Consider the following 22,959-nt stretch of genomic DNA (forward strand, 5'->3'; position numbering starts at 1 on the left):
GCCGCGCTCACCGTTGCAGCGCGGGCTCCTCATCGTCGGCGAGCGACTGTCGCCCGTCCGGCGGCTCCGCCGGTCGGGACAGCCGGCTCGGCCACCACATCCGCCGGCCGATCAGCAGGGTGAGGGCGGGCACCAGGACCGACCGCACCAGCAGGGCGTCGAGCAGCACGCCGAAGGCGACGAGGAACCCGACCTCGATCAGCATCACCAGCGGAAGTGAGACGAGGACCGCGAACGTGGCCGCCAGGACCAGGCCTGCCGAGGTGATGACGCCACCGGTGGCGGAGAGGGCTTTGAGCATGCCCTCTCTGGTGCCGAGAAGCGCGGCCTCCTCCCGGGCACGGCTGGCCAGGAATATGTTGTAGTCGACGCCGAGCGCCACCAGGAAGAGGAATGCCAGCAGCGGCACCGAGTAGTCGATGCCCTTGAACCCGAGGATCGTGTCGAAGACGAACACGCTGCCGCCGAAGGCTGCGGCGAATGAGACGACCACGGTGGCCATCAGGACCAACGGGGCCACGACCGCGCGCAGCAGCAGCCCGAGCACGATCAGGACGACGGCGAGCACCAGCGGGATCACCAGCTTCTCGTCGCGGCTGGTGGTCACCTCGGTGTCGAGGTTCTCCGCACTCGGCCCGCCGACGATCGCCTCCGCCCCGCTGACCGCGTGCACGGCGGTGCGCACCCGCTTGATCGTGTCGTACTCCGCGACGGTGTCCGGCGCGTCCGTCGGGAACACGGAGATGTCGGCCCAGCCACCCTTGGTCTGACCCGGGATCGCCATGGCCACACCGCGGGTGGTCTCGATGATGTGGAGCACCCGATCCTGGTACGCCGGCCGTGTGAAGATCGTCATCGGTTGGCCGCCGAGCTCCGGGAAGTGCTGGCGGAGAACGGTGAAGCCGGTGACCGACTCCGGCGCGGACAGGAACTGGTCCTGCTCCCGCAGGGCGCCGGTATTGCCCGCCAGCCCGAGGGCGAGCACGCCGAGGACTCCGAGCGAGCCGAGCGTCGCCACCCACCGGCGGCGGCTGATGGCGGTGCCAAGCCGCCCCCACAGCCCCGGCTTCTCCTCCACGGTCGTGCTGAACCGCGGGACGGCCGGCCAGAAGATCCGCCTGCCGAGCACCACGAGCACCGCCGGGAACAGCGTCAGCATGGCCACCAGCGCGCACAGGATGCCGGCCGCACCGATCGGGCCCAACCCGCTGGTGCTGTTCAGGTCCGCGACGAGCAGGCAGAGTAGGCCGGCGACCACGGTGGCCGCGGACGCGACGATCGCCGGCGCCGCGCCGCGCAACGCGTGGACCATCGCAACCCGGACGTTCTCGTGGTGGTGCAGTGCCTCCCGATATCGAGCGATGAGCAACAGCGCGTAGTCCGTGCCGACACCGAATACCAGGATCGTCAGCAGCGCCGAGTTCTGGTCGTTGACCACGATGCCGAAGCCTTTGACGAGCAGGTAGACGGTCGCCACCGCGGTCAGTGCCGCCGCGCTCACGACCACCAGCGGGATGAACCACAACACCGGGCTGCGGTAGGTGAGGATGAGCAGAAGCGTGACGACGAATACGGTGGTGAGGAAGACCTGCAGGTCGATGCCGTCGAAGACGGCGTCCATGTCGCCGTCGACCGCGGCTGGGCCGGTCACGTCCAGTTCCAGGCCGGCGGGGCGGTCCTTCGCGGCGTCACGCAACGGGCCGACGATGGCCTCCGGTGCGCCGTAGGTCGTGCTCACGTCGAGGGTGAACATCATCGCCTTGCCGTTGGTGGAGAGTCTCGTCGGTGGGCCCTCGTCGTCCTCGCCGGCCGTGGCCGCCACCTTCGGCGGGTACCGCTTGGCAAGGGTGTCGTAGTGGCGCTCGACCGTCGCGCGGTCGGCGTCGGTTATCCCGCCGGCGCGGTGGTACACGAACACGAACGTGTTGTCCTCACCGCCGGGGAGACCGTCCTCCAGCGCCGCCACCTTGGTGGACTCGGCGCCGGCCGGCAGGGTGTCCACGGCTCTGTCGGTGGTGACCGAGCTCAACTTTCCGCTCAACGGCACCATGACCGCCGCCAGCGCCACCCACAAGCCAATCACCAACCACGGCACCCACCGGCCTGCCAACCGACCGGCCGGTGCTTCCCCGGACGGCGCTGCGTTGACTGCCATCACTAGCCTCCTACATACGGGTCACATCGCTTATCTGATGCCGACTTCGTACCGAGCGAATCTGAGACGACCGTTAAAACGGCCCTCAGCCGGTTGGTCGAACCAGGTGACCAGCGCACGCACTAGCGTGGCGGCGGTGAGGTCCTGCCCGGTTGGCAAGGCCCAGGCGACACAGCCGTCGGGCCGGATGAGCAACGCGTCGACGTCCACCCGGTCCGTGCGGGCACCGACAGCCCAGCCGCCGGGCAGGGTTCAGTACGCTGGAACTCGCGTTACCGTCAGCGGTGGCGATGCTGTTCGGTGCGGCGACGGTGGTCGTCGGTGCTCGGGCCGCCGACGGCTAGCCCGTCAACGGTGGATGGCTGCCCCCTCGCTGCGCCGGGCGGGGCCAACGCGCGAACAGCGGCATGGGCGAGCACCTGATCGAGCGCGCGTTCACACGGTCACTCGTGCGAGCCTGGCGTGCCTGAGAAGTTGTTCGACCACCCAGGCCTGTCGGTGCCTGGGAAGGCAACCACAGCGTGAACCGGGATGTACTCGACGGCGCCACCGGCCGACTGGCGGAACCTGGTGACCGCCGGTTCGGCATCCCACCGCCGCCGTGCAGCGCTCCGGTCGACTGACCTCCGGCCACCGGGGCCCGTCTGTGACTGCGCGGACAGCCGGAAACGCGTTCCTCCGATCGGTGTCCGCTGCGTAGGATCTCCGGCGATCAAGGGGGAATGAGGCGGTGGGAGATTTCCAGCAGTTCGTGACGGATGTGACGTCGCGCCTGTCCACAATGTCCAAGCGTGAGCTGTACACCGTCGGCGACGGTCTTGACCGGGACTCACTCTGGCTCACCTTTCTCGATTCCTTTCCCGCCGGCACCAATCCTCGGTTCCGTAAGCGATCCGAGTACGACTGCTCGACCTGCCGCGGTTTCATCAAGCACTTCGGTACCGTCGTCGAGATCCACGACGGCCGGGTCCGTACCGTCTGGTCCGGGGTGTCGGCATCCGACCCGGTCTTCTCCGTCGTCGCCGCCGCTCTGGACGAGTTCGTTCTTTCGCTGCCGTTGTCCACCATCTTCCGGTCCGGTCAGGCGCAGTACGGGACGAAGACCACCCGGACGCTGCGCGATGGGCAGGTGGAGGTGTGGCAGCACCTGCACGGCCGGGTGGAGGAGCGGCATCGCACCGAGGACGTCGGAGCGGCACAGGGCGATTTTCACGCCGCGGTACAGGTGTTCCAGCGTGGCCTGGCCGAGCTGACCGGGCATGCTCTGGACACCGTCGTCGACCTCATCGACGACAACGCCCTCTACCGCGGCGCGGAGCATCGCCGGACGGTGACCGAGTTCCGCTCGCTGCAGAACCGGTGGACCCAGGCGACCGACAGACGTGCCTTCGTCTTCGCCAACGCCATGAACCCGGCGGCCCGGTTCCGCAACACGGTGATCGGCACCCTCGTCCAGGATCTCTCCTCAGGCGTCGAGCTGGAGCGGGCGGTCCGGTCGTTCGAGGCGAAGGTGGCGCCACAGACCTACCAGCGCCCCACGGCGTTGATCACCCCGGGCATGGTCAAGGCCGCCATGAGGACCATTGCCGAGCTGGGCATCGAGGAGTCGTTGCAGCGGAGGTTCGCCCGGCTCTCCGACGTGTCGGTCACCAACGTGCTGTGGGTCGACAACGACGCCAAGGTGCAGATGAAGGACGGTATCGAAGGGCTGCTCATGCAGGCGGCCACCACACGGTCGTCAGGCGCGCTCCTTCGCGACGCCAAGCCGGAGGAGATTCCCGTGGTCTCCTTCATGAAGGACGTCCTGCCCGGCGCCGCCACCATCGATCTGTGGGTCGCCAACACCTACGAGCCGCACCTCGTCAGCCTCACCACCGGCCAGCATCCGGATGCTCCGAGGTTGTTCAGGTGGGACAACGACTTCGGCTGGTCGTACGGCGGCAACGTCACCGACTCGATCAGGGAGCGGGTCAAGCGGGCCGGCGGCAACGTCACCGGCAAGCTGCGGGTGAGCCTGTCCTGGTTCAACCACGACGACCTGGACCTGCACGTGTACGAACCCAACGGTGACCACATCTGGTACCAGGAGAAGCGCAACAAGCTGGACGTCGACATGAACGCCAGCGCGCCGCTCTCCCGCGAGCCGGTGGAGAACGTCACCTGGACCGACCGTGTCCCCGACGGTGAGTACCGGATCGAGGTGAACCAGTACCGCAAGCGGGACAGCACCCAGGTCGGCTTCGTGGTCGAGACCGAGAGCAACGGGAAGATCGAGCACTACAGCCACGAGCGCGCGGTCGGCCACAAGGAGACCGTCGAGGTGGGCCGGATGACGGTGGCCGGCGGGGCGATCACCGCTTTCCGGCCGGGTAAGGACGTGCAGTCGGGCAGTGCGAGCAAGGAGCTGTGGGGCATCACCACCGAACAGTTCGTCCCGGTGTCCACAATCATGTACTCGCCGAACTACTTCGACGACAACGAGGTCGGCAACCGGCACTACTTCTTCATCCTCAAGGGGTGCGTGAACGACCAGCCGACGCGGGGGATCTACAACGAGTTCCTCCGCAGCGATCTGCAACCGCACCGCAAGGTGTTCGAGGTTCTCGGCGACCGCACCAAGTGCGAGCCGTCTCCCGATCAGCTCTCCGGCCTCGGCTTCAGCTCCACGGTCCGCAGCTCTGTGGTCGCCAAGGTGACCATGGCCGGAGGCCGACGCCGCCTCGTCAGCATCCAGTTCTGATTCCCTGCCCAGATATCTCAGAGAGGCTACCCGTGACCATTTTCGAGAGGGCCACCCGGGAGAAGTTCCGCTATCCGTCGGCCAAGGGACTGCTGACCACGGAACAGTTGTGGGAGCTGCCGCTGACCGCCAAGTCCGGCTTCAGCCTCGATGATGTGGCCAAGGCGGTCAACGCCGAACTCAAGGCCGTCGACACCGAGTCGTTCGTGACCACCGAGGCCAATCCGGCGAAGGCAACGCTGGAGGCCAAGCTGGAGGTCGTCAAGCACGTCATCGCCGTTCGCCTCGCGGAGGACCAGGCGGCGAAGGCGGCGGCGGCCAAGAAGCTGGAGAAGGAGAAGCTGCTGGCGGTCCTGGGCCGCAAGCAGGACGCGGCCCTGGAGAACCTGACCGAGGCAGACCTCCTGGCCCGTATCAACAACCTGTAGCCCGCCGGCAATCAGCGTCTGCCAGCGCACATCGCCGAGAAGTGCGGTCGCCATGCAAGACCTGCGCGGCCAGGCCGGCGCTCACGGGCCACTTCTCGGCGAACTCGCATCGGTGCAACAGCGGTCGCGACGCCCTCTTATCGGCTAGGAGCGTGCACGGGACCGGCTCGATGAGGCGCGTGTGGCCCAGCTCGCTCTCGTGCCGGAATGGGTCCCGGGCAGAAGCTCGGGGCCCATTCCGGCAGGCTGATACGCAGGCGGGCGGGAAGGCTTCGACAAGGCTTAACCCGCGTTGACCGCTTCGCCAACACGGTCGGGCCGCACCTGGACGCGCTGCCCTGAGACCGGCACCGCCGGCACGGATCCCGCGACGGGATCCGTGCCGGGTGGGCCGATCAGATGAACGTGAGCGAGCTGAAGAACGCCGGGTAGCAGTCGACATAGATGTCGTAGACGCCGGGCGGCACGTGCACGGGGCCCAGGGTGGCCCCGTTGGAGCACCGGGCGCTGACCGCGGTCGTCGGCTGGCCGGTGAGGGTGCAGCCCTGGAACACGATGAGCCACGGGTCGATGTACTGCCCGGCGTACGGGCAGGAGCCCGACATCACCGAGAAACCGCCGCCCTTCGCCGGTGAGGCGGCGGCCGCCGTCGACGTCGTGACGCTCAACGTGCCGGCGGAGCTCGCCGATGCCCGCTCGGCTCCGATGGCGGCGACAGCCGCGTCGCCGCTCGGCGCGGGTGCCGCGACCGCCGCGGACGGTGCGGCCATGAACGCGGCGAGCATCGCCGTCGCGGCCAACAGCAGACTGGATGCGCGGAGAATGCCGGATCGTGCTCCGGCGGAGGGTCGACTACGCCATGTCATAACCAGAACCACCTCTCGAGTGCTGTGCGATCTGCGGATGCCGGGGCGCGTACCTGGTCGCGCCCGACCCGGCCGGGCCGTCGTCCGACGTCCATGGCGAAGCGTTCCAGGGTGCCGGTGGCCGGGTCTTCGTGACAGGGCGAGAACCTGGTCGCCGGCGTACCCCGGTTCTTGTGAATGTCCGCAAGGCTGTCCGGTCCGCGTCAACCGGGCGGCGTGGTCGGAACGCATCGATTACCGTCGACCGGTATGGGCGGTCTGTTCAGCCTCTGGCGGCAGCGAGTGGCCGACAACGCCCGCCGGGCGGTGGACGCCTACCAGGAGGAGCTGCTGGAATACCGCAACCTCGCGGCCGTGCCGCGGGTGCGGTCGGAGATGCTCGATTTCGCGGTCTTCCTCCGTCAGCGCACGGTCGACCTCGCGGCGGACAGCGCGCCGTTCCCCGTGCAGGATCTGGACCTGATGGCCGCGATGGGCCGCCAGCGCGGCGAGAAGGGACTCACCCTCACCGCGCAGCGGCAGGTGCTGCTCGTGCACACCCGGCTGACGCTGCGCGAGGTGTACGAGGCGGCCGGCCCGAACGACATCGCCGCGACGATGCACACGCTCGCCTGGCTGGCTCCCGCGGGACTGGCCGCTCAGGGCGCGTACACCCGGGGCTGGATCGAGGGGCAGCGGCGCACGCTGGCGACCGTCGCCCAGGTGCGGCTGCTGACGGTGATGCTGCTGGCCGGCGACGACAGCGCGACCGACCTGGCGCGCGGCCTGCACATGCCGGTCCCCGACCACGTCGTCGCGACGGTGGTCCGGGTGGCCGGCGGGTCGCCCGGGCCGGACCAGGCGGCGCGGGACGAGTTCGCCGGCGCGCTGCTGAAGACGCACTGGATGCCGCTGAGCTGGCCGGAGCCGCACGAGGTGGTCGCGCTGATCCCCAGCTCGCCGGGCGGCCGGCAGCCGGCGGTCGAGCGCGGGCTCGCGCTGGCCCGCGACGTGGCCTCGATGACCGGCCGGCCGTGCGCGGCCGGCACCGCGCCTGGGCGGGTGCGCGCGTTCGGCGACGCCGTGGCGCTGGCCCGGCAGGTCAGCGAGGTCGCACCGGTGCGGGCCGTGCCGCGCCACGCGTACACGGTCACCGACGTCTTCGCCGAGCTGGGCGCCGCCCGGCTGGCGGAGGTCGGGCAGTGGCTCCAGGTGGTGGCGGCGCAACTCGACGCCGGCCCCGACCTGGTCGCCACGCTGGACGCCTACTACCAACACGACATGAACCGGCTCGACACCGCGGCCGCGCTGTGCATCCACCCGCGCACGCTCGACTACCGGCTGACCCGGGTGCGCGACCTGACCGGGCTGGAGGCGGGCTCGACCCGCGGCGTACGCGTGCTGAGCACCGCCGTCGCCCGAATCCTCGCCGGCTAGATCGGCAGCCGGGGTGAGCTCCATGTTCTTCATGCTGATGTAGCTCAGCTTGTTACCGAAACCCATCGAAACCTGTCGCGAGCTGATCACGCCGGACGGGTCTGTGGGGCTCGAGAATCGGGTTACGCCGGCTGAGCTGCAGTTCGCTCGACATCGACCTGGCCGACACGATGAAGGCGCTCGAGGCGTACACGACTCCGTGACCGGCTGGATGTCGCAACACACCGCCTGCGGCCGGACGAGCAGACCGAAGCTGAGCAAGATCCGGGCCGGTGGCGGCTTTCGAAGGAATCTCGGGCACTCTCCCAGCGGCTTCGCTACCGGGCGTCTCGTCTGTGGCGCGCCGCGGTACAGACCTGACGACCTGACGAGCCCGTTCACGGCAACGCGGATCGCGGCATGAGCGCGCACTCGATAATGCGGTTAACCAGCGTATCCCACGTGCCGCTGGGCTCGGGCTATCCGTACTTGACGAGTCCGGCGCGCTGGGCGAGGAGGGCCGCCTCGGTCCGGTTGGTGCAGCCGAGTCGGGTGAGGACCCGCGAGACGTAGCCCTTGATGGTGGCTTCGGTGAGGTGCAGTCGGGCCGCCAATTGGGCGTTGGTCAGGCCTTGGCCCAGGCCGGTCAAGATCTCCCGGTCCCGTTCGGACAGGCCGTTCGGCAGGGTCACCGACGGGGCGGCGGGCAGCAGGACCCGGGCCGCACCGGGCGGCAGGATCGTGTGGCCGGCGGCTGCGGTGCGGATGAGGTCGGCGAACTCGCGCGGCGGCGTGGTTTTGAGCACGTACCCGCTGGCTCCGGCGCGCAGCGCGGCAGCCACATACCGATCGGCCGTGAACGTAGTCAGCACCACCACGACCGGGGCCGGGTTCAGGGCGGCGATCTGATCGGTGGCGACCAGTCCGTTGACGCCCGGCATGCGCAGGTCCATCAGGACCAGGTCCGGACGGTGCCGGATGGCGGCCTCGACCGCCGCAGCCCCGTCTGCCACGGTGTCGACCACCTCGATGTCGCCGGCGCTCGCCAGGATTGTCCGCAGGTGAGCGCCGACCAGCGGATCGTCATCGGCCACCACCACCCGGATCATGACGACCCGTCGTGGTGTACGCCCGGCAGCCACGCCCGCAGCGTGAAACCGCCGCCCGGCTCGGGCCCGGCCATGAACGTGCCGCCGAGCAACTCGACCCGACGCCGCAACCCGTGCAGCCCGGTTCCCGACCCGGAAGCGGCCAGCCGCGCGTCCGCCGCCGACCGAACTACGCCGTTGCGGACAAGGACTCGGACGCCGACGCCCTCGTACTGCACCACCACCTCTACACGGGCACCCGGCGCGTGTTTCCTCACGTTGGTCAGCGCTTCCTGGACGACCCGGACCACCGCCTGCCCGACCGCTGGGGACACCGGCACCGGGGTACCCGTCACCTCCAGAGCCGCCGGGCCTACCAGTGGTCGCCAATCGGGCAGCAGTACCGGCGCCGGCTCCCGGGCTGGCGGCTGCTCAGGAAGGACCCGGACCAGGTCGCGAAGGTCGTCGAGTGCCGCGCAACCGGCCTCTCGGATCCGCTCGGCGGCCACCCGAGTCGCCTCATCGGCTGCGGTCAGCCCGAGCGCCCCGGCCTCCAGCACGATGAGGGTGACCTGATGCGTCACCACATCGTGCATCTCGGCGGTGAGCCGGTCACGTTCACCTGCGGCGGCCCGCTCGGCTGCGGCGTACCGATCAGCCTCGGCCCACCGGGCCCGCTCGCGCAGCATGTTGACCATGCGGCGACGCGCTGCCAGGTAGAGGCCGAGAAGGACCGGCACACCGAGCAGCACCAGACCGGAGCGTAGCCGCGCCCAGGGCGGTGGCAACGGTGCCGTGGCCGCAACCGCGAGGGCGACCACCGCCGCCCAGCCCGACACGCGACGAGCGGCGTAGACCGCGACCGCGTAGGCCGCGAACGGGGCGGCTGGAGTGAGGAACATGATCGTGTTCTCGCCCGGCCGGATCGAGTCGCCCGGGTCGAGGGTCTCGACGGCGGCCAGGACGGCGCTGCCGGCGAAAGCAAGCCAGGCCACCGTTACCGGTGCGCTCCGGCGCCACCACAGCGCGCCGGCCGTCGCCGCGAAGACCACCGGTGCGAGGCCGTAGCCGCCCCGCAGGTCGCCGGCCGGCCCGGCCGACAACACCAGACCGGCGAGCAACGCGGCCGCCGCCACTACAGCGTCGACTACCCGCCGCCTCGGCGAATCATCCCGCTCCACGACAGGCTGCGTCCAACTCCAGATGGCTCCCACCACGGCGACAACGGTAGGCCGGGACCAAGCACCCCGTCCTGCCCATACCGACGAAAGTAGGTTCCGAACCGCCACCATCGTCGCCACATCGACCGACGGCGGCCGCTACCACAAATCCGGTCCCGCACGCCCAATGGAGCCATGAAGGAAAACGTCACCACCCGGCGGCTCCTCGCGTGCGGCGCCGCCGCCGGGCCTCTGTTCGTCATCGTGATCCTCGTTGGCGGCGCGCTACAGCCCGAATACCGCCCGATTCGCCAAGCCGCCAGCGAATTGGCACTCGGGTCGACCGGATGGATCCAGATCACTAACTTCCTCGTATGCGGTTCACTGTTCGTGGCATTCGCCATCGGTATACGCCGCGCCCTGCGCCCCCGCTCGGCCGCCTGGATCGCGGCGGCCCTCACTGGGCTGTTCGGTGTTGCCCTCATCGCCTCCGGGCTGTTCATCACCGACGTCGCCGGGCAGGCCCGGCACACCTGGCACGGCACAGTTCACAACGCCGCCGGCAGCGTTGTGTTCCTATCCCTGCCGCTCCTGACCTTCACCTGGGCGCTTCACTCTGCACGGCGTCGTTCCTGGATCTGGGCGATGACCAGCGCAATAGCCGGCGTGACCATGCTTCTACTCATCCAGGGTCTGGCCGTCTCCGAATACCGCGGCCTGTACCAGCGCCTCACCATCGGACTCGGCTGGACCTGGATCACCGCCTTCGCCCTGCACCTCCGTCGCACAACGCCCACTCACCCGAGTGAGGCAGCAGATCAGCAGCACGTGATCACTCGCACGTTCCGACGCGGAGACTGAGCGCAACTCGACACGATCAGCTGAGCGCTCCCGCCGCCGGCCGGGCCGGCCTGCCGCGCTGGGGGCGGCCGGGACCACTATGACCTCGGGGCTCCGCTTCGGACCCCGCCTCAGAGATCCGCTGACGTGGGAGCGCCTACAGATCTTCTTGGCTGCTCTCGATCAGGGCAGCGCGACACCGCTTCGCCCGACTCGGCGGGCCAAATGTTCTATCAGCGTATCGAAGGAATCATCCTTGGGGCTGGCGAGGCGGTCACACCAGGGTAGAGACGGCTGAGATGCCCTCAGGCCCTCCGCTGCCCGCCGAATCGCCGCGAGCAACGCGTCCGTACCGCCGTACGGACGCGGCGCGATGCCAAGCTGCTGAAGGTAACGCGTCGGATAACGCTTGCCGTCGAATAAGGCCGAACCAGGAGCGCTGGTCAGTGCCTCCACCTCGACCAGCAGATCGAGGTAGTCCCGCCGCTCCGCACCCTGCTCGCAGACCAGCTTTGCGTTCAGGGCCAGTTGATTCAGCGCGATCGGCACGTTTCGAGAGTCTATTCCGCTGGCCGGGCGATCCGAAATGGAGACCTGCGCCGCCCAGTACGACGGCCACTGGTTCCCGGATGTCCCGAGTGTGGTGGATAGCTCGGTCCAGGCACCGCGCACATGGTTGGCGTAGTCGCCCCACACGCTGCGGTCGTCCAGCCGAGTCGCTTGGCCCTCCCAAACCTCTGTTATGGCCGCCTGGGGTCGGCCTAGCTCACGAAGCGCTTGGGACAGCGCGATGAAGTTGCTTAGCTCCCGGGGTTCCACGGTGCAGGCAATACGGCATAGGTGGAGCGCGAGCGGCGCGACTAGCTCGCGCGGGAGGCCGCTGTTCATCAAGCGCCGCCCCAGGTCGATCAGCTGGCCGAATCCGGGTCGGAAACCGCTTTGTTCACCGGCTTCCCGTACGTCGCCGATGAACTTTTCGAGACTCGACTCGACCCGCAAATCCGACTCGTCGCTGAGGGCCAACTCCAGCATCGCCTTCGAGATGCTGGGATGCCGGGCGAAGAATGCTCGCGAGGAGGCTCCTAGAGAGAATTCCCGCTTCATCGGAACCTCGACCGACGGCCGCAGCTCCGATTCTGGGATGTCGAGAAGACGCGCAGCGATATCGCGCGGCATGCCCTCGATGCCGCTGACGTCCACGGTGGCGAGAACGACCAGGAATTCCGCCAGGGAGATACCCGGGTCGCCCGGACGAACCGTTGCCAACCTGGACAGCAGCGATAGCAGACGCGGCCGTAGGCGCTCCGAGTCGAAACGCATGGACAGCAGGGCGCCCATAAATGCCTGCCGCCCCTCGGAGGCACGGCTTGCGTCGAGCATGCCCTCCGCGATCTTTCCTATGTTGTTGCTGGCGAGCCTCGCCGGTCGGCTCGATGAGCAATTGATCCAATTTTCCGCGACGACGCGGGCGTCGGCTGGCGCAACTCCCCCCAGCTGGATGGGTGGCAGCACCCGGAAGGACGGTGCCCACCGGTCAGCCGTGCTGAATTTCCAGCCGAGCCGATCGCGTTCCCCGTTCCAGTCCACATCGCGACTAGCCAACAGGAAGTGAATGAAAACATCCTCTTCATGCAGCTTGGCAAAAGCAAATCTGTCGATATCCATGAGGAGCGCCTCGGCGTCATCGGAGGCGATGAGAATTGTCCGTTGCGATGCGCGCATGGAGGCCAGGGCATCCGCACCGAGTCGGCCATCCGCCGTGCTCCGCCAGTAGATCGCGTCGAAGCGATTCTCTTGGGCCAGCAGCGCAACGGCCTGCAGAAGGACCGTGGACTTGCCGTCGCCGGTAGCTCCAGCGATGCGGAGCAGGATGCTCCGGTCTTCGAGATCGTTGGTTCGGAACGCGTGGACGACCTTTGTCACCGCAGGACGAGGACGGAGCTTGGGGTGGCAGACGTCCTTCCAGTCCGGCGCTAGGCCGTCGAAGTAATCCGCAAGGTCCGCCCGTGGCTTGCGGTTGGCTAGAAACTGCGGTGTGATGCGTACCCATCCCAGTAGCGGAGCGGGCGATCCCGGCGGTCGCGGCCTGAGGGCATCGGCGACGTGCTCGATGAGTCTGCCGGCTTCTTCTGCATCAAGGCCTACGCGAATGTCCCCGACCGCCTGATAGTTGGTCGATCCCATTCCGCCGCGCAGGTCCTGATTCGCCTCCACGGCGTTACTTCTTCTCTTGCTTGCTGACCTGTCCGACCGAGATGTTTCCGCCAGCCTGATAGTTGGTGGACCGGCGGCCACCCCTCTGCTTCTGCCGGACCTGGGTCCGTGTCTCGCCCGCATCAGACTTGGGAGCGAGGAAGCCAGCGATCAGTGCGAGGACGCCGACAGAGAGGATCACCAAACCAAGAATTCCCGGCCAGCGCCAGAAGGAGCGCGACGATTCCTGTAGGCAGTAGATCAAGTAGCCAACGGTCAGCGATCCACCCAGACCCGAAAGCGCAGAGCCCAGCGGCGTCAGCCGATCAAGCCTGGTCGCCATGGGGGGAAGTGTACATCGACGCGCAGCAGGGTCGAACGGATGACCTCGCCGGGCATTGACAACCCAGGGAGAGGTCGGACCGGTGCGGACGAGCCCGACGTGATGTCTCTGGTTTCCGCGGATGGTGGCGGCGTGCCAGCCACGCGCCAGTAGCCGAGGAACGGGCAAGCGCCTCTGACGTGAACAGGCGTTATGTGGCGGTGTCAGCGTCGTGTCGACGTACCTGATGGTGGTCCGGGCCGACCTTGGTCTTGGCGGTCTGGATGCACTCCTCGATCGCCCACCGGGTCCCGGTGATACGGATCGGGTCTTCGTCCTGGATGTCGGCCAGGCCGAAGCACCACGGCGAGGACACCCCCACCATCACTTCGTGGTGGCGTCGATGGTGTAAACCACGTCTGGCCCGACGTCGTGGCGGGTGATGCCGGGTAGGTCGGGGGTGTTGAGCAGTGGTTCGTATGGGGTGCCGTAAACCCGGTCGCGCAGCAGGACGACGCTGCGGATGCCGAGCTGGTGCAACCGATCCAGGGCCTGCTGGCTGGGGAAGGTCGTCATGACGTCGCGGATCGCCTGACGGTTGGGTGTGGTGTAGCTGGCCGCACCGTTGACCATGGTGGGAAAACCGTCGGTCGACCACAGTAGGACGTGGAGGTCGATGCCGTCGTTGGACGGCAACACCATGGTCGGAGCGTGCGCGGCGGCTAGCGCCATCGCGGCCGGCTTGGCCGGGGTTTGGGGGTGGGCCAGGTTAGGCAGGCCCTCAGCCAGCACGAGGACCAGCAACGGAACGGTCAGTAGCCGTGCCTCTCCCACCGACCATTTCGGCTCGGCGCCCCTGCGAGCCACGTCGGCCAGGTGGGTAACCAGGCCGGCCGCGAGGATGGCCAGGCAGATGGTGGGCCACAAGATCAACCGCCCTGGGGTACGGGATCCATCGAACCCGGGCACGTAGTGATAGAGCAGGCGGTAGATCGGCCCGTTCGTGCCCAGCGCGAACAACACTCCGACGACCGCCCCAGACAGCAGCAGAAGCCGTTGCACCAGTGACCAGCGGGACAGGAAGAGGCCGGCGAAGGCCAGTAGATACAGTGCGTACCCGCACAGCAGCACCTTCTCAGTGGGTGCGCCACCAAGAGCGATGCGGGCGTCGTTGTGCAGGGTGCCCCAGGGCAGCGAGGACTGCGGAGCCACGAGAAGTCCGCGCAGTGTCGGGGAGAAAAAGGCGACGTAGTCCCAGTCCCGGGTGACATGTGGGTTGAGCTCGCGGACTTGTTGGTACGCGTACGCGAAGTATCCGGTCACCGCGGTGAAGACCAGCCCGCCGATCAGATCACCGACGATCAGCCGGGGGCTGAGGCGTGGGCGGTGGATCAGCCAGGCTGTCAGTGTGATCAGGCAGAGGGCGGCGAGGACGTATACGAATCCCAGCCCCACGCCGAAGCCTAGGCTGACCTGCCAGGCCGCGACGAGCCAGCCGGCGAACGCCCATCCCGGCCGGACTCGCTCGGCACGGTAGCCGCGGGTGAACGAGAATCCGTGGCCGCGTGCCAGCATCGCCAGGGCCAGAGTGATACCACCGGTGGAGAGAATATTCAAATGGCCGTCGTGGCCGTAGCGCCAGGGCGCATAGGCGAGGGCAGCCCCGGCTACCGCGGCGGCGACCTTGTTCGCGCCAAGTTGGCGTAGGAGCGCGTAGCCGCCGAAGAAGGCGAGCGCGAAAGCCAGCACGAACAGGATGTTGTAGCGCAGCACGGCGCCGACTACACCGCTGCCTATCAGCCCTGCCGGGGCATAGCCGAGCAGGCTGTCGTTCAGGGCCAGGCCGTACTCGTCGGGATAGAAGGCGTTGGTCTCCCACAGGCCACGCAGGCCGTGGGTGAGAGCGTGGCCACCCCATCCCACCAGCCATGCCTGGGCCGTCGGGTCCCCCGCGTCACCGACGATGGTGTGGGCCGGGTCAGCGATCGGCGCAGTCGTGGCGCCGTCCGTCATCACGCGAACCGCGTACGGCGGAATCAGCCAGATCATCGCGACCGCGAGGAGCACTGAACCGAGGCTCGCGATGCTCAGTTCCCGCCGATGGGCCCCACGGTTCAGCCAGTCCCTCGTGCCTGACCTGGCACGCGCGAGTCGGCCACTTGGTCCAGGCTCGCTGAGAGTGGCGGCTGATGTGGGGCCTCCTGCCGGTGGCTCTACCTGCGTCATGACATTGACCCTCACTGTTGGACCGCCGCAGTAAATCATGAGTAGGGCGGCGTATGGAGTCAAGACCGCGATCAATGCCTTCCAGGTGGCCGGCCTTGCGCGGATTATCAAAGGCGTCTTGTCACGCAGGAGTCGCGATCGGGGCAGCGGCGCATCTCGCCGCTGTCGAAACAGGACACGCCAGGGGTTGCTGCAGCTGATCAGACAGCCTGCCAGCGGCCGGGATGCGGTGCCTGCTTACCACCGCCGGGTACGCACCAACGACCGACACTCACGACGGGCCGTAGCGCAGAACCACCGACCACATCGCCGGTGCTCGGCGAGCCGGCCGGTTGAAGGTTGCGCCAAGGACACGAACCGATGCCCCCGGCGGGGATCTTCGACAGAGATGGGCTCCAAGGCGCTTCGGCCAACCGCGCTTAAGCTTCTGCCGTGACAGAGCCAGATCCACCACTACGACACCTGAGCACGAACGAGGCCGGTGTCCTGGAAGCACTTCTCCGCCAGGACTTCGTAGGTGCTGAGGAGCTCCGGGTGCAAGCGCGTGACGTCATGGCCCGCCCGGGATGCGGGTGTGGATGCGGGACCATCCACCTCTTTCCCCAAGGCGACAACCTTCCCGCCTCACCGGCGCAGACTCCGGTACGCGTAGAAGGGCAGTTTCCCGATCAGGAAGGGCAGTGGTTCGGAGGCATCTTGCTTTTCCTTGCCAGCGGGCAGCTCGCGGAGCTGGAGGTCCACTCGTTCGGTGACCCGTTGCCCATGCCAGAACCCGATCAGGTGCTCTGGTTCCTGAGAACCGGCGAAAGCACCGGTATTCCGCTGCCCAGCCGGCCGGAGTGACCGGGCCTGCTCCACGGCCGCGAAGCACCGCGCCACGGTGAGCAGGAGATCAATGACCCGAGAGGCGCGTACCGCAGGACAGCCAGCAGTGCCGCAGCGTCGCCACCGGCTACGACAGGACCGCCACGTCGTACGAGGCCACCGTCACCGGGAGCCGCGCCTGACCGCCGCCTTCCCCGGCGCGACCCGTTCGTTCGGCCCGGCGCGGCGACGCGGTACGTGGTTGTTCGGCGTTGTGCGAGGTTGATTGATCGACGCCACCACCAGCGGCGATCAACTTCGCTGTTCCGTAGAAGTGGACGGCGGGACGGCTCTCAACCAACCCCGTCCCGGAGGAGTGGAAGTCATGATGCTGCGCAAGGCGTTCGGAGCGCTGCTGGCGTTGCTGACCTTCGGCACGGTGCTGGTCGTCACGGCGGCCCCGTCGCAGGCAGCGGTGGCCTGCTCGGGCACGGTCACCTACAGCTACGCGTACCCGCCGAGCAAGCCCGTGGTCGAGCTGGTCATCTACTACAACAGCACCAACGGCGGTACGAACAGCGCCTGCATGTACCACCGCGGCGCGGCGTACGGCTCATCGGCGCGGACCTCCGTGCAGATCGCCCGGTGCGCGGAGACCTCCGGCACCGGCCCGTGCACTCCCACCGCGGTGTCCACCAAGGACAACGCCGACTACCTGTACTACGCCGGGCCGCGCGGAGTGACCGGCACGGCGAACAACTGCGTCGACGCGTACGGCGAGATGGACTGGGCCGGCACCACCTACTGGATCCGCTCCGGTCGCCAGGGCTGTTGAGGTCGGTGACGCCTGACCGGTGGCCCGGTGGGATCCGTCCCGCCGGCCACCGGTGGTGGCCGTCCGCGTACACCCTCATCAGGGGTAGAGGCAGGCGGTACGGCGGGCCGCGAGCCGCTGGTCGGCGGCGAGCGGCAGGGCCCCGGCGGTGCTGGAGCCGTCGGGGCGGGCCACCCGCACGTCGAGTACGTCGGTCGGCGCGCCGCCGCCGAGACACGCGACCGCGACCACCGGGATCTCGGCGGTGGATCCGGGTTGCACGGACAGGCGGTCGAGCTTCCAGACGAGGTCGAACGGCGGGGCGGCAATACCGGTCATTCCGATCTGGTGCCAGCGGCGCTCCGCCGCCAGCGCGGGGTCGTCCGCGTAGTAGGCGGCAAAGCCGACGATCTCCACGTGCGTGCCGGTCGCGCTCAGCCGCCACCCACCCGGGCCGGTCACATCGGGGGCGATCGCGAGGGCGATCGTGGCCGGCCCGGGTCGGTCGCCCCGGCAGCGGGACGGTTCCAGGCCGGTGGGCGGGTTGCCGTGCACCACCGCGGAGGCGATCAGCCCACCGTCGGCCAGGGTGAACCAGCGGATGTCGGGGGTCTGGGAGGTCGAGTCGGTGATCCGCTCACCCAGGCAGTAGCCGGTGAGCCCGACGACGCAGCCGGGCGGAATGGTGTAGAGGATGCCCTGGTCGCGGCGGGGCTCGCTCCGGACATGCGCGCCACCGCCGTACGTGACGGCGGTGAAGGCGGCGTCCGTGGCGGTCGCCGGGCAGGCGGTGGTGGTCGTCGTGCCAGCGGCGGCCGTCGCCCCCTCGGCCGCCCACCACGGCTGGGTCATCGGCACCACGGCGGCCGTACCGGCGACACCGGCCACCGCCACCGCCGCCAGCGCCAGTCGAAGTCGAAGTTTCCGGTGTCGCAGAGGGCTCGCGGGCCGGTCATGGGTCGGTCCGGGCGCGCCGCTGGTGCCGGTCGGCTCACCCGTAGCCGGGGCCGATGGATCCCCGGCGATCACAGTGGATGGTGACTCTGCGAGGGGCGTGGCGGTCGGTGCGACCGGCGTCGGTTCGGGTGTCTCCGCCCTCGCCGGGTCGGCTGGTGCGCTGACCGAACTGGCGGGCCGCAGTTCCTCGTCCAGTTCGAGCCAACGCCGCCTCCACTGGGCGGTGTCCCCGCCGCAGGCCCCGACGTACGCGAGCAACACGTCGAGGCTGGGTTGCCGGATTCCGCTGGCAGCGGCGGAGAGGGTCGAGGCGCTGTAGCCGGCGATCTCGGCCAGCCGCCGGTAGGTGGGGTTGCCCGCTTCGACACGTAATTTTCGTAGCTCATGGGCGAAGGACGACAACGGTCCAGCCGTCGGATCTACGGGCCGCTCGTGCCGAGCCATGCCGCTCCCTTGTCCTGTTAGCGCCCTGGAGCGGGGGTGCCGCAGCACAGGGCTCGTGTTTCCTGGTAAGTCATCCAAAGTAGGGAATTATATTGAATCCCTCGATCGGCAGAGGACGGCTACCAGTGTGCGGGGGTGGCGTGGGGCGGCGGTGCGCGCTCAGCCGGTGAACGTCGCCCGGCGGCCCGACACGCAGGTCCCGCTCCAGCGAGCTGATCGCATCGGCCTCTGTGGCGTTCAGGTCGAAGTCGTCGAAGGTCGGGACGTTGGTGGCGACCGGCCCAGCGGCTTGCTGGTGCGGCTTCACCCACTTGTCGTGCACCTCGTCGCGGGTCTTGCCGGAGACGTACTCGCGGTCCCGTTTACCGTCGGGTTTGGTGACCCGGACATAGGCGGCGAACCCGTTTGCGGTACGGGAAGTTCAAGCTGAGATCCAGAACTGGCGTTCGACGCAACCCCGGCCCAGGACTGCAACACCGGCGGGCAAGGCTGGATTCGGCGCCCACATGGGACACGGCTGTCGTGGCGGTGGAGCGCCGAGGGTCAGAGCGAGTCGAGTGTTTGCAGCACCAATGTGGCGTCACGCATCGCCGCCAGCAAGTCGAGCGATGTCGAACGTAGCAGCGCCACGGGGTAGGCGTCGTAGTCGTCGGCGTGGGCGGCGACGGTGATGAACTGGGCGCTCGCGGCGACCGTCCGCAGGACGCTGCTTGCGAACGCCACGCCCGACTCCGGGGGCCGATCGGCTGGGCGTCCAAGCACGGAAGCGAATGGCTGGTGCCAATTGCGACCCAGCGGCTCCGGCAGCCGTAGCGCGGTGGCTAGATCAGTACCTATTCGATTCAGTGCCTCGGGTGACGTTCGCTGAGCAACTTTCCAGAGACGGGCGACCACCGTGGTGCCGCCTCGCGCGTCTGGCCGGAACGCCTGCCTGTTGCGTACCGTGGCGCGGAAGCGGCGTGACGCTGAGAGAAAGTCGCCGAAGTCGAATCGGTCATCGAACCTCACGCGAACCCAGAAGTCCTCTGCGGGCTCGGCCCTGTGGACACTCGTGAGACGCCTGAGGAGCGCACCGTCCAACGTGAACAGACCAGCACAGATCTGTGGGATGGCTGACTCGCCGCAGTCGATGGCCGCGCTGCCGGTCCAGGTCAGGTCGCGCAAATAGACCGGGACAATCGTGCCACCGAAGCGGGGAAACCATCCAGGCATGATGGCCGGCGACGCTACCTGCGGCACCGCTGGGACACTACGTGCCAGCAACACGACGGCGACCGTAGGCGGATACTCGGGCAACTCGCTGAACAACTGCTCGAATTCGGCGCGATGCTTGTCGATCAGTTCGACGAACTCCGACTGCACGGCGTTCGGATTGTCGAAGACGATCTCGCGGATGACGAGGACCACTACCGGAGCACCCACCAGCAACCGACGCAGATCTTCGGCGTATTTGTCCCGGTCTCCGCGCACCTCGTGCCAGTACCCTGCGACCGGCGATTCCTCGGCGTGGAGCCGGTCCGTGACCACCTGAGCCAGCCGCTGCGGTGACATGTGCTCATCAAGGTATTCAGTCACACCACACCCCCGTGCGACACAGCGGCAATCCGGCCGAGTAGCCGGATCTGCGGCCAGACGTAATTGTCGTCATACGCGAAGAAGTTGCTGTCGCTCGCCGTGGCGAGCAGGCGCCCCGTGTCAATCCCGTCCGAGAAGCCCGCGGCGATCTCGGCGAAGTCGCTACGAGTGCAACGCAGGGTCTCCGGCGACGAGAGCGCCACCGCGCGCAAGACCCCGTAGACCTGGTGCAGCCACGGTGACCGTTGGCGGCCGGCCTCGCTCAGGGCCTCCCGCGCGGCCTCGTGGAAAATGCCGAAGTCCCGATTGAGGTGTACGTCGCTCGGGCGCAGCCGAACCGCGGCAAACTGGTCGAACTCCTCCCGGGTGAGCTCGAGCCGGTTGACGGGCCGCTTCTCGGCGATGAGCCAGTCCACGAGGCTGTACAGCATCGACACAGTGAGATATGGATGGCCCGCAGTCTCGCCGTAGACGGCGTCGATGAACGACGCATCGGGGTTCACCGGGTTGGCGAGAACCTTCCGAATGAGCTGCGCGAACTCCTCCCTTGGCTCGCCGTGACTGTGCGAGAAGAGTGGGAAGGAGTCCTGCTGTACGTAGGGGCTGAGCTGGTTCTGGTCCATGAGGATGTAGTGCGCGTTGGGCTGCTGTCCCAGGAAGATGATGAGATTCTCACGGGAAAACTCGACCATCTGATTCAACAGTGGCTGCACGACGAAGTAACGCAGGTCCGGGTCCCGTCGCAGTGACGCGCTGAGCGCGCCGAAGAGTGTTTCGTACTCGTCGAGGACGAAGACTGTTCGGTCGGAGATCGCCTGCCCGTCACCGCACCTCAGGACGAGATCACGAAAGAACGTCTCCGGCAACCAGTCGGCCTCCACTAGGGCTGCTTGCACCTGCTTGTAGAACACGTTGTCGTTGGGTGTCTCGCCGGTGGTATCACAGGTCTGCTTGACCACGGTCACCTGACCGGTCGTGGTGTCAGCGTCGAGCCGTGCTCCCGCCGTGGTCTTGCCGCTACGTCGCACGCTGCACCAGAGGCGGACACCGCTGCGGCTCTCGAAGGTGCGAAACAGGTCTCGCACGGACTGGCGATGAACGATGTAGTACGGCAGGAGGTTGGGGTTGTCCCGGGGAAAGGACCGGGCGACGTTGTGTCCCAAGGGCTGCCGGCGCGTCGAGGCGGTGCCCTGGTGATAAGCGCGGGCTGCAAGCGGTGCCTTGATGGCATCGCGTGCGATCGCCACCTTCGACGGGTCTGCTTCTGCGTATACGACGGTCTGCCGCAGCCGAGGGTCGGTTGACGCGACGTGAGCTGACCCGGCCCTGACCGGGACCACCGCGACCGTGACGCCCCGACGGACCGCTTCGTGCAGATCAGGCTGCCGCACATACCGCTCGCCGAGATAGCACTCAAGCTCGATTAGCTGCGGGTACGGCGAGAGCGTCGACGGCCTGAGCCAGATGTCAATACGCCCGGCATCCGACCGTAGCTGCGAGAGCGCGGGCAGCGGCATGTGCTCCCGGCCCTCGCCGAGCGACTCGATCGCCTCCACCAGCGGCGTGAGGTAATACAGCAGGCCGCGAACGAACTCGTTGTGCTCGATGTGTTCGAGGAGGGCATCAAGGTCATCCGGCGTGAAGAAGGCGAGCGCATGCGCCCACGACCTCGGGTATCGGGCGAGAACCTCACTACCGGATTGGCTACCGAAGTTGAGCAGGCTGTAACCGGTCAGAATCGCGGAAAGCATGCTGGACGTAAGCGCACGCAACCCTCTGGCCTGTCTCACGTCCGCAGCGGTCGACAGTCGAGCAGAGTAGAACTCGATCGGCAGGTCGAGAAAGCTCTGTAGGCCCTTGACGGACTTGTCGATCGCGTACTGCTCGGTCTCCCCCTGGTTGATCTGGTGTCGCCTGCCCTTTTCGAAGATCTCCGCCGAGTGCGCCACGAGCGCCTCGTGGATCTTCTCCAATACCTGTGGGTAGCGCACGTAACTGCTCAGCGCGTCCAAGAACCAGTCGAAGTCCTCCGAAAGCCAGTCGCGGTAGAGGGTCTGCCACTGGAAGATATGCTTCTCGCTCAGCTCTCTGAGCGCCTCCTCAAGGCCGGCCAGCCGATCGTCTACCTCCGCCTGCGTCACGGGCCTCTTCGTCGAACGGGCGGCGGGGATCTGGGGGGCCGGTGCGGCAGCCGTGAACCGCTGGAGGAGAGTCGCCGGTGTGGGTGAAACAACAGGTGCCGGTGGACGAGCGGGCTTTGACTCGGTCAGCCTCGTTTCGAGATGTTCCATGAGCCGCCGACGGCGCTTCGGAAGAAACGCCTCGACGACGTCCCGAATCGAGGGCTCCAGCTCCTTCAGCTGTTCATGCGGGAGGCTGTCGATCATCCTGATCATCTGCTCTTGCGCGTGACCCGGCTGAGAGATGGCGATCGGCGCGATCTGTGCGAGAGTGGATTGCACCCGCAAGATAATCTCTGTCTCGTCCGCAGGGCTCTCTATCGACACGGCCCTCACCATATCCTCGGTCTACGAGAGCGCAAGACCCACGTGTCACCTATCCGACCGCGTGGCAATTGTTATGCCGGGCTTGGGCATGCGGTGCAGTTCCCCGTCAGCAGGATGCCGCGCCAGGGACCGTCTTGATTGTCTCGTTCTAATACGCCTCGAGAAGAACCCAGTCCCGTAGTCTTGGGACGTGGGCGACACGTCTGGATAGGCGATCTTGTTCACCTCAGTCGCTTCGTGTCGACGGAGTTGCAGAGGATGAGCCTGGACCCGACCGGGCATGGCCGTTCGAGGTGGACCATAGCCTGGGAACCAGCCCCGAACGCCTTCGACGTCGCCTTCGGAGGACGCCTCTCCGCAGGCCATCTTGAGCCGTCGACAATCCGAGTTGCACCGTTCGTTCAATAGGCGCGACAAGTATCCAGGCCCTCGCCGAGCAAACATC

The 22,959-nt window shown here is 67.6% G+C and carries 17 protein-coding genes and 1 pseudogene; 6 read left to right on the plus strand and 12 right to left on the minus strand.

The features are described 5' to 3' along the window. Window positions 1-7: 7 nt before the first annotated feature. Entirely contained in the window at window positions 8-2,083 is a 2,076-nt protein-coding gene (locus O7616_RS16975) for an MMPL family transporter (protein WP_282307657.1), read from the minus strand. Between the two features lie 802 nt (window positions 2,084-2,885). Here O7616_RS16975 and O7616_RS16980 point away from each other — a divergent pair. Together O7616_RS16980 and O7616_RS16985 are read left to right on the plus strand one after the other, a co-directional pair. After that, the gene (locus O7616_RS16980) at window positions 2,886-4,895 is read left to right on the plus strand and encodes a hypothetical protein (RefSeq protein ID WP_282302863.1); all 2,010 of its coding nucleotides are present in this window, start codon (window positions 2,886-2,888) and stop codon (window positions 4,893-4,895) included. A gap of 32 nt (window positions 4,896-4,927) precedes the next feature. Further along, a complete protein-coding gene (locus tag O7616_RS16985) occupies window positions 4,928-5,323 on the plus strand; it encodes a hypothetical protein (protein WP_282302864.1) in 396 nt (131 codons plus the stop codon). A gap of 395 nt (window positions 5,324-5,718) precedes the next feature. Here the strand turns inward: O7616_RS16985 and O7616_RS16990 are convergent, their stop codons facing one another. Continuing rightward, window positions 5,719-6,123, minus strand: a complete 405-nt coding sequence (locus O7616_RS16990) for a hypothetical protein (RefSeq protein ID WP_238670810.1) — start codon at window positions 6,121-6,123, stop codon at window positions 5,719-5,721. A 315-nt stretch (window positions 6,124-6,438) separates the two neighbouring features. Here O7616_RS16990 and O7616_RS16995 point away from each other — a divergent pair, with 315 nt between their 5' ends. Further along, the gene (locus tag O7616_RS16995) at window positions 6,439-7,605 is read left to right on the plus strand and encodes a PucR family transcriptional regulator (RefSeq protein WP_282302865.1); all 1,167 of its coding nucleotides are present in this window, start codon (window positions 6,439-6,441) and stop codon (window positions 7,603-7,605) included. Between the two features lie 458 nt (window positions 7,606-8,063). Here the strand turns inward: O7616_RS16995 and O7616_RS17000 are convergent, their stop codons facing one another. Both O7616_RS17000 and O7616_RS17005 read right to left on the minus strand, forming a co-directional pair. Further along, window positions 8,064-8,726, minus strand: a complete 663-nt coding sequence (locus tag O7616_RS17000) for a response regulator transcription factor (RefSeq protein ID WP_282302866.1) — start codon at window positions 8,724-8,726, stop codon at window positions 8,064-8,066. Beyond that, window positions 8,690-9,889, minus strand: a complete 1,200-nt coding sequence (locus O7616_RS17005) for a histidine kinase (RefSeq protein WP_282302867.1) — start codon at window positions 9,887-9,889, stop codon at window positions 8,690-8,692. The genes O7616_RS17000 and O7616_RS17005 overlap by 37 nt, the downstream gene beginning before the upstream one ends. Before the next feature lie 138 nt (window positions 9,890-10,027). Between O7616_RS17005 and O7616_RS17010 the strand changes: the two genes are divergently transcribed. After that, the gene (locus O7616_RS17010; protein WP_282302868.1) at window positions 10,028-10,693 is read left to right on the plus strand and encodes a DUF998 domain-containing protein; all 666 of its coding nucleotides are present in this window, start codon (window positions 10,028-10,030) and stop codon (window positions 10,691-10,693) included. Between the two features lie 162 nt (window positions 10,694-10,855). Here O7616_RS17010 and O7616_RS17015 read toward each other — a convergent pair whose 3' ends face one another. The 4 genes from O7616_RS17015 to O7616_RS17030 form a co-directional block, all read right to left on the minus strand. Further along, a complete protein-coding gene (locus tag O7616_RS17015) occupies window positions 10,856-12,886 on the minus strand; it encodes a hypothetical protein (protein WP_282302869.1) in 2,031 nt (676 codons plus the stop codon). A 4-nt stretch (window positions 12,887-12,890) separates the two neighbouring features. Next, the gene (locus tag O7616_RS17020; protein ID WP_282302870.1) at window positions 12,891-13,208 is read right to left on the minus strand and encodes a hypothetical protein; all 318 of its coding nucleotides are present in this window, start codon (window positions 13,206-13,208) and stop codon (window positions 12,891-12,893) included. 190 nt (window positions 13,209-13,398) lie between these two features. Then, the gene (locus O7616_RS17025) at window positions 13,399-13,572 is read right to left on the minus strand and encodes a hypothetical protein (RefSeq protein ID WP_282302871.1); all 174 of its coding nucleotides are present in this window, start codon (window positions 13,570-13,572) and stop codon (window positions 13,399-13,401) included. Continuing rightward, window positions 13,572-15,254, minus strand: a complete 1,683-nt coding sequence (locus O7616_RS17030; protein WP_282302872.1) for a hypothetical protein — start codon at window positions 15,252-15,254, stop codon at window positions 13,572-13,574. The genes O7616_RS17025 and O7616_RS17030 overlap by 1 nt, the downstream gene beginning before the upstream one ends. Before the next feature lie 591 nt (window positions 15,255-15,845). Here O7616_RS17030 and O7616_RS17035 point away from each other — a divergent pair. Both O7616_RS17035 and O7616_RS17040 read left to right on the plus strand, forming a co-directional pair. Next, a complete protein-coding gene (locus O7616_RS17035; RefSeq protein ID WP_282302873.1) occupies window positions 15,846-16,256 on the plus strand; it encodes a hypothetical protein in 411 nt (136 codons plus the stop codon). 346 nt (window positions 16,257-16,602) lie between these two features. Then, window positions 16,603-17,052, plus strand: coding sequence for a hypothetical protein (locus tag O7616_RS17040; RefSeq protein WP_282302874.1), 450 nt, complete (start codon window positions 16,603-16,605; stop codon window positions 17,050-17,052). Window positions 17,053-17,130: 78 nt separating this feature from the next. On the opposite strand, the gene O7616_RS17045 is transcribed toward O7616_RS17040, so the two are convergent. The 4 genes and pseudogenes from O7616_RS17045 to O7616_RS17060 all read right to left on the minus strand — a co-directional run bounded on the left by O7616_RS17045 (window position 17,131) and on the right by O7616_RS17060 (window position 22,514). Then, complete coding sequence (locus O7616_RS17045; protein ID WP_282302875.1) at window positions 17,131-18,432, minus strand: helix-turn-helix domain-containing protein; 1,302 nt, start codon at window positions 18,430-18,432, stop codon at window positions 17,131-17,133. Window positions 18,433-18,688: 256 nt separating this feature from the next. Next, a pseudogene (locus tag O7616_RS17050) lies at window positions 18,689-18,847 on the minus strand (site-specific integrase); the annotation flags it as partial. A gap of 128 nt (window positions 18,848-18,975) precedes the next feature. After that, window positions 18,976-20,007, minus strand: coding sequence for a hypothetical protein (locus O7616_RS17055; RefSeq protein ID WP_282302876.1), 1,032 nt, complete (start codon window positions 20,005-20,007; stop codon window positions 18,976-18,978). Next, window positions 20,004-22,514, minus strand: a complete 2,511-nt coding sequence (locus O7616_RS17060; protein ID WP_282302877.1) for a hypothetical protein — start codon at window positions 22,512-22,514, stop codon at window positions 20,004-20,006. The genes O7616_RS17055 and O7616_RS17060 overlap by 4 nt, the downstream gene beginning before the upstream one ends. Window positions 22,515-22,959: the final 445 nt, after the last annotated feature.

This window comes from Micromonospora sp. WMMD964, assembly GCF_029581455.1.
Lineage (GTDB): Bacteria > Actinomycetota > Actinomycetes > Mycobacteriales > Micromonosporaceae > Micromonospora.

Coding starts and splice junctions, on each gene's coding strand:
- O7616_RS17010 (WP_282302868.1), top strand. CDS start 10,028: ATGAAGGAAAACGTCACCACCCGGCGGCTCCTCGCGTGCGGCGCCGCC.
- O7616_RS17025 (WP_282302871.1), bottom strand. CDS start 13,572: ATGGTGGGGGTGTCCTCGCCGTGGTGCTTCGGCCTGGCCGACATCCAG.
- O7616_RS16995 (WP_282302865.1), top strand. CDS start 6,439: ATGGGCGGTCTGTTCAGCCTCTGGCGGCAGCGAGTGGCCGACAACGCC.
- O7616_RS17045 (WP_282302875.1), bottom strand. CDS start 18,432: ATGGCTCGGCACGAGCGGCCCGTAGATCCGACGGCTGGACCGTTGTCG.
- O7616_RS17040 (WP_282302874.1), top strand. CDS start 16,603: ATGATGCTGCGCAAGGCGTTCGGAGCGCTGCTGGCGTTGCTGACCTTC.
- O7616_RS17020 (WP_282302870.1), bottom strand. CDS start 13,208: ATGGCGACCAGGCTTGATCGGCTGACGCCGCTGGGCTCTGCGCTTTCG.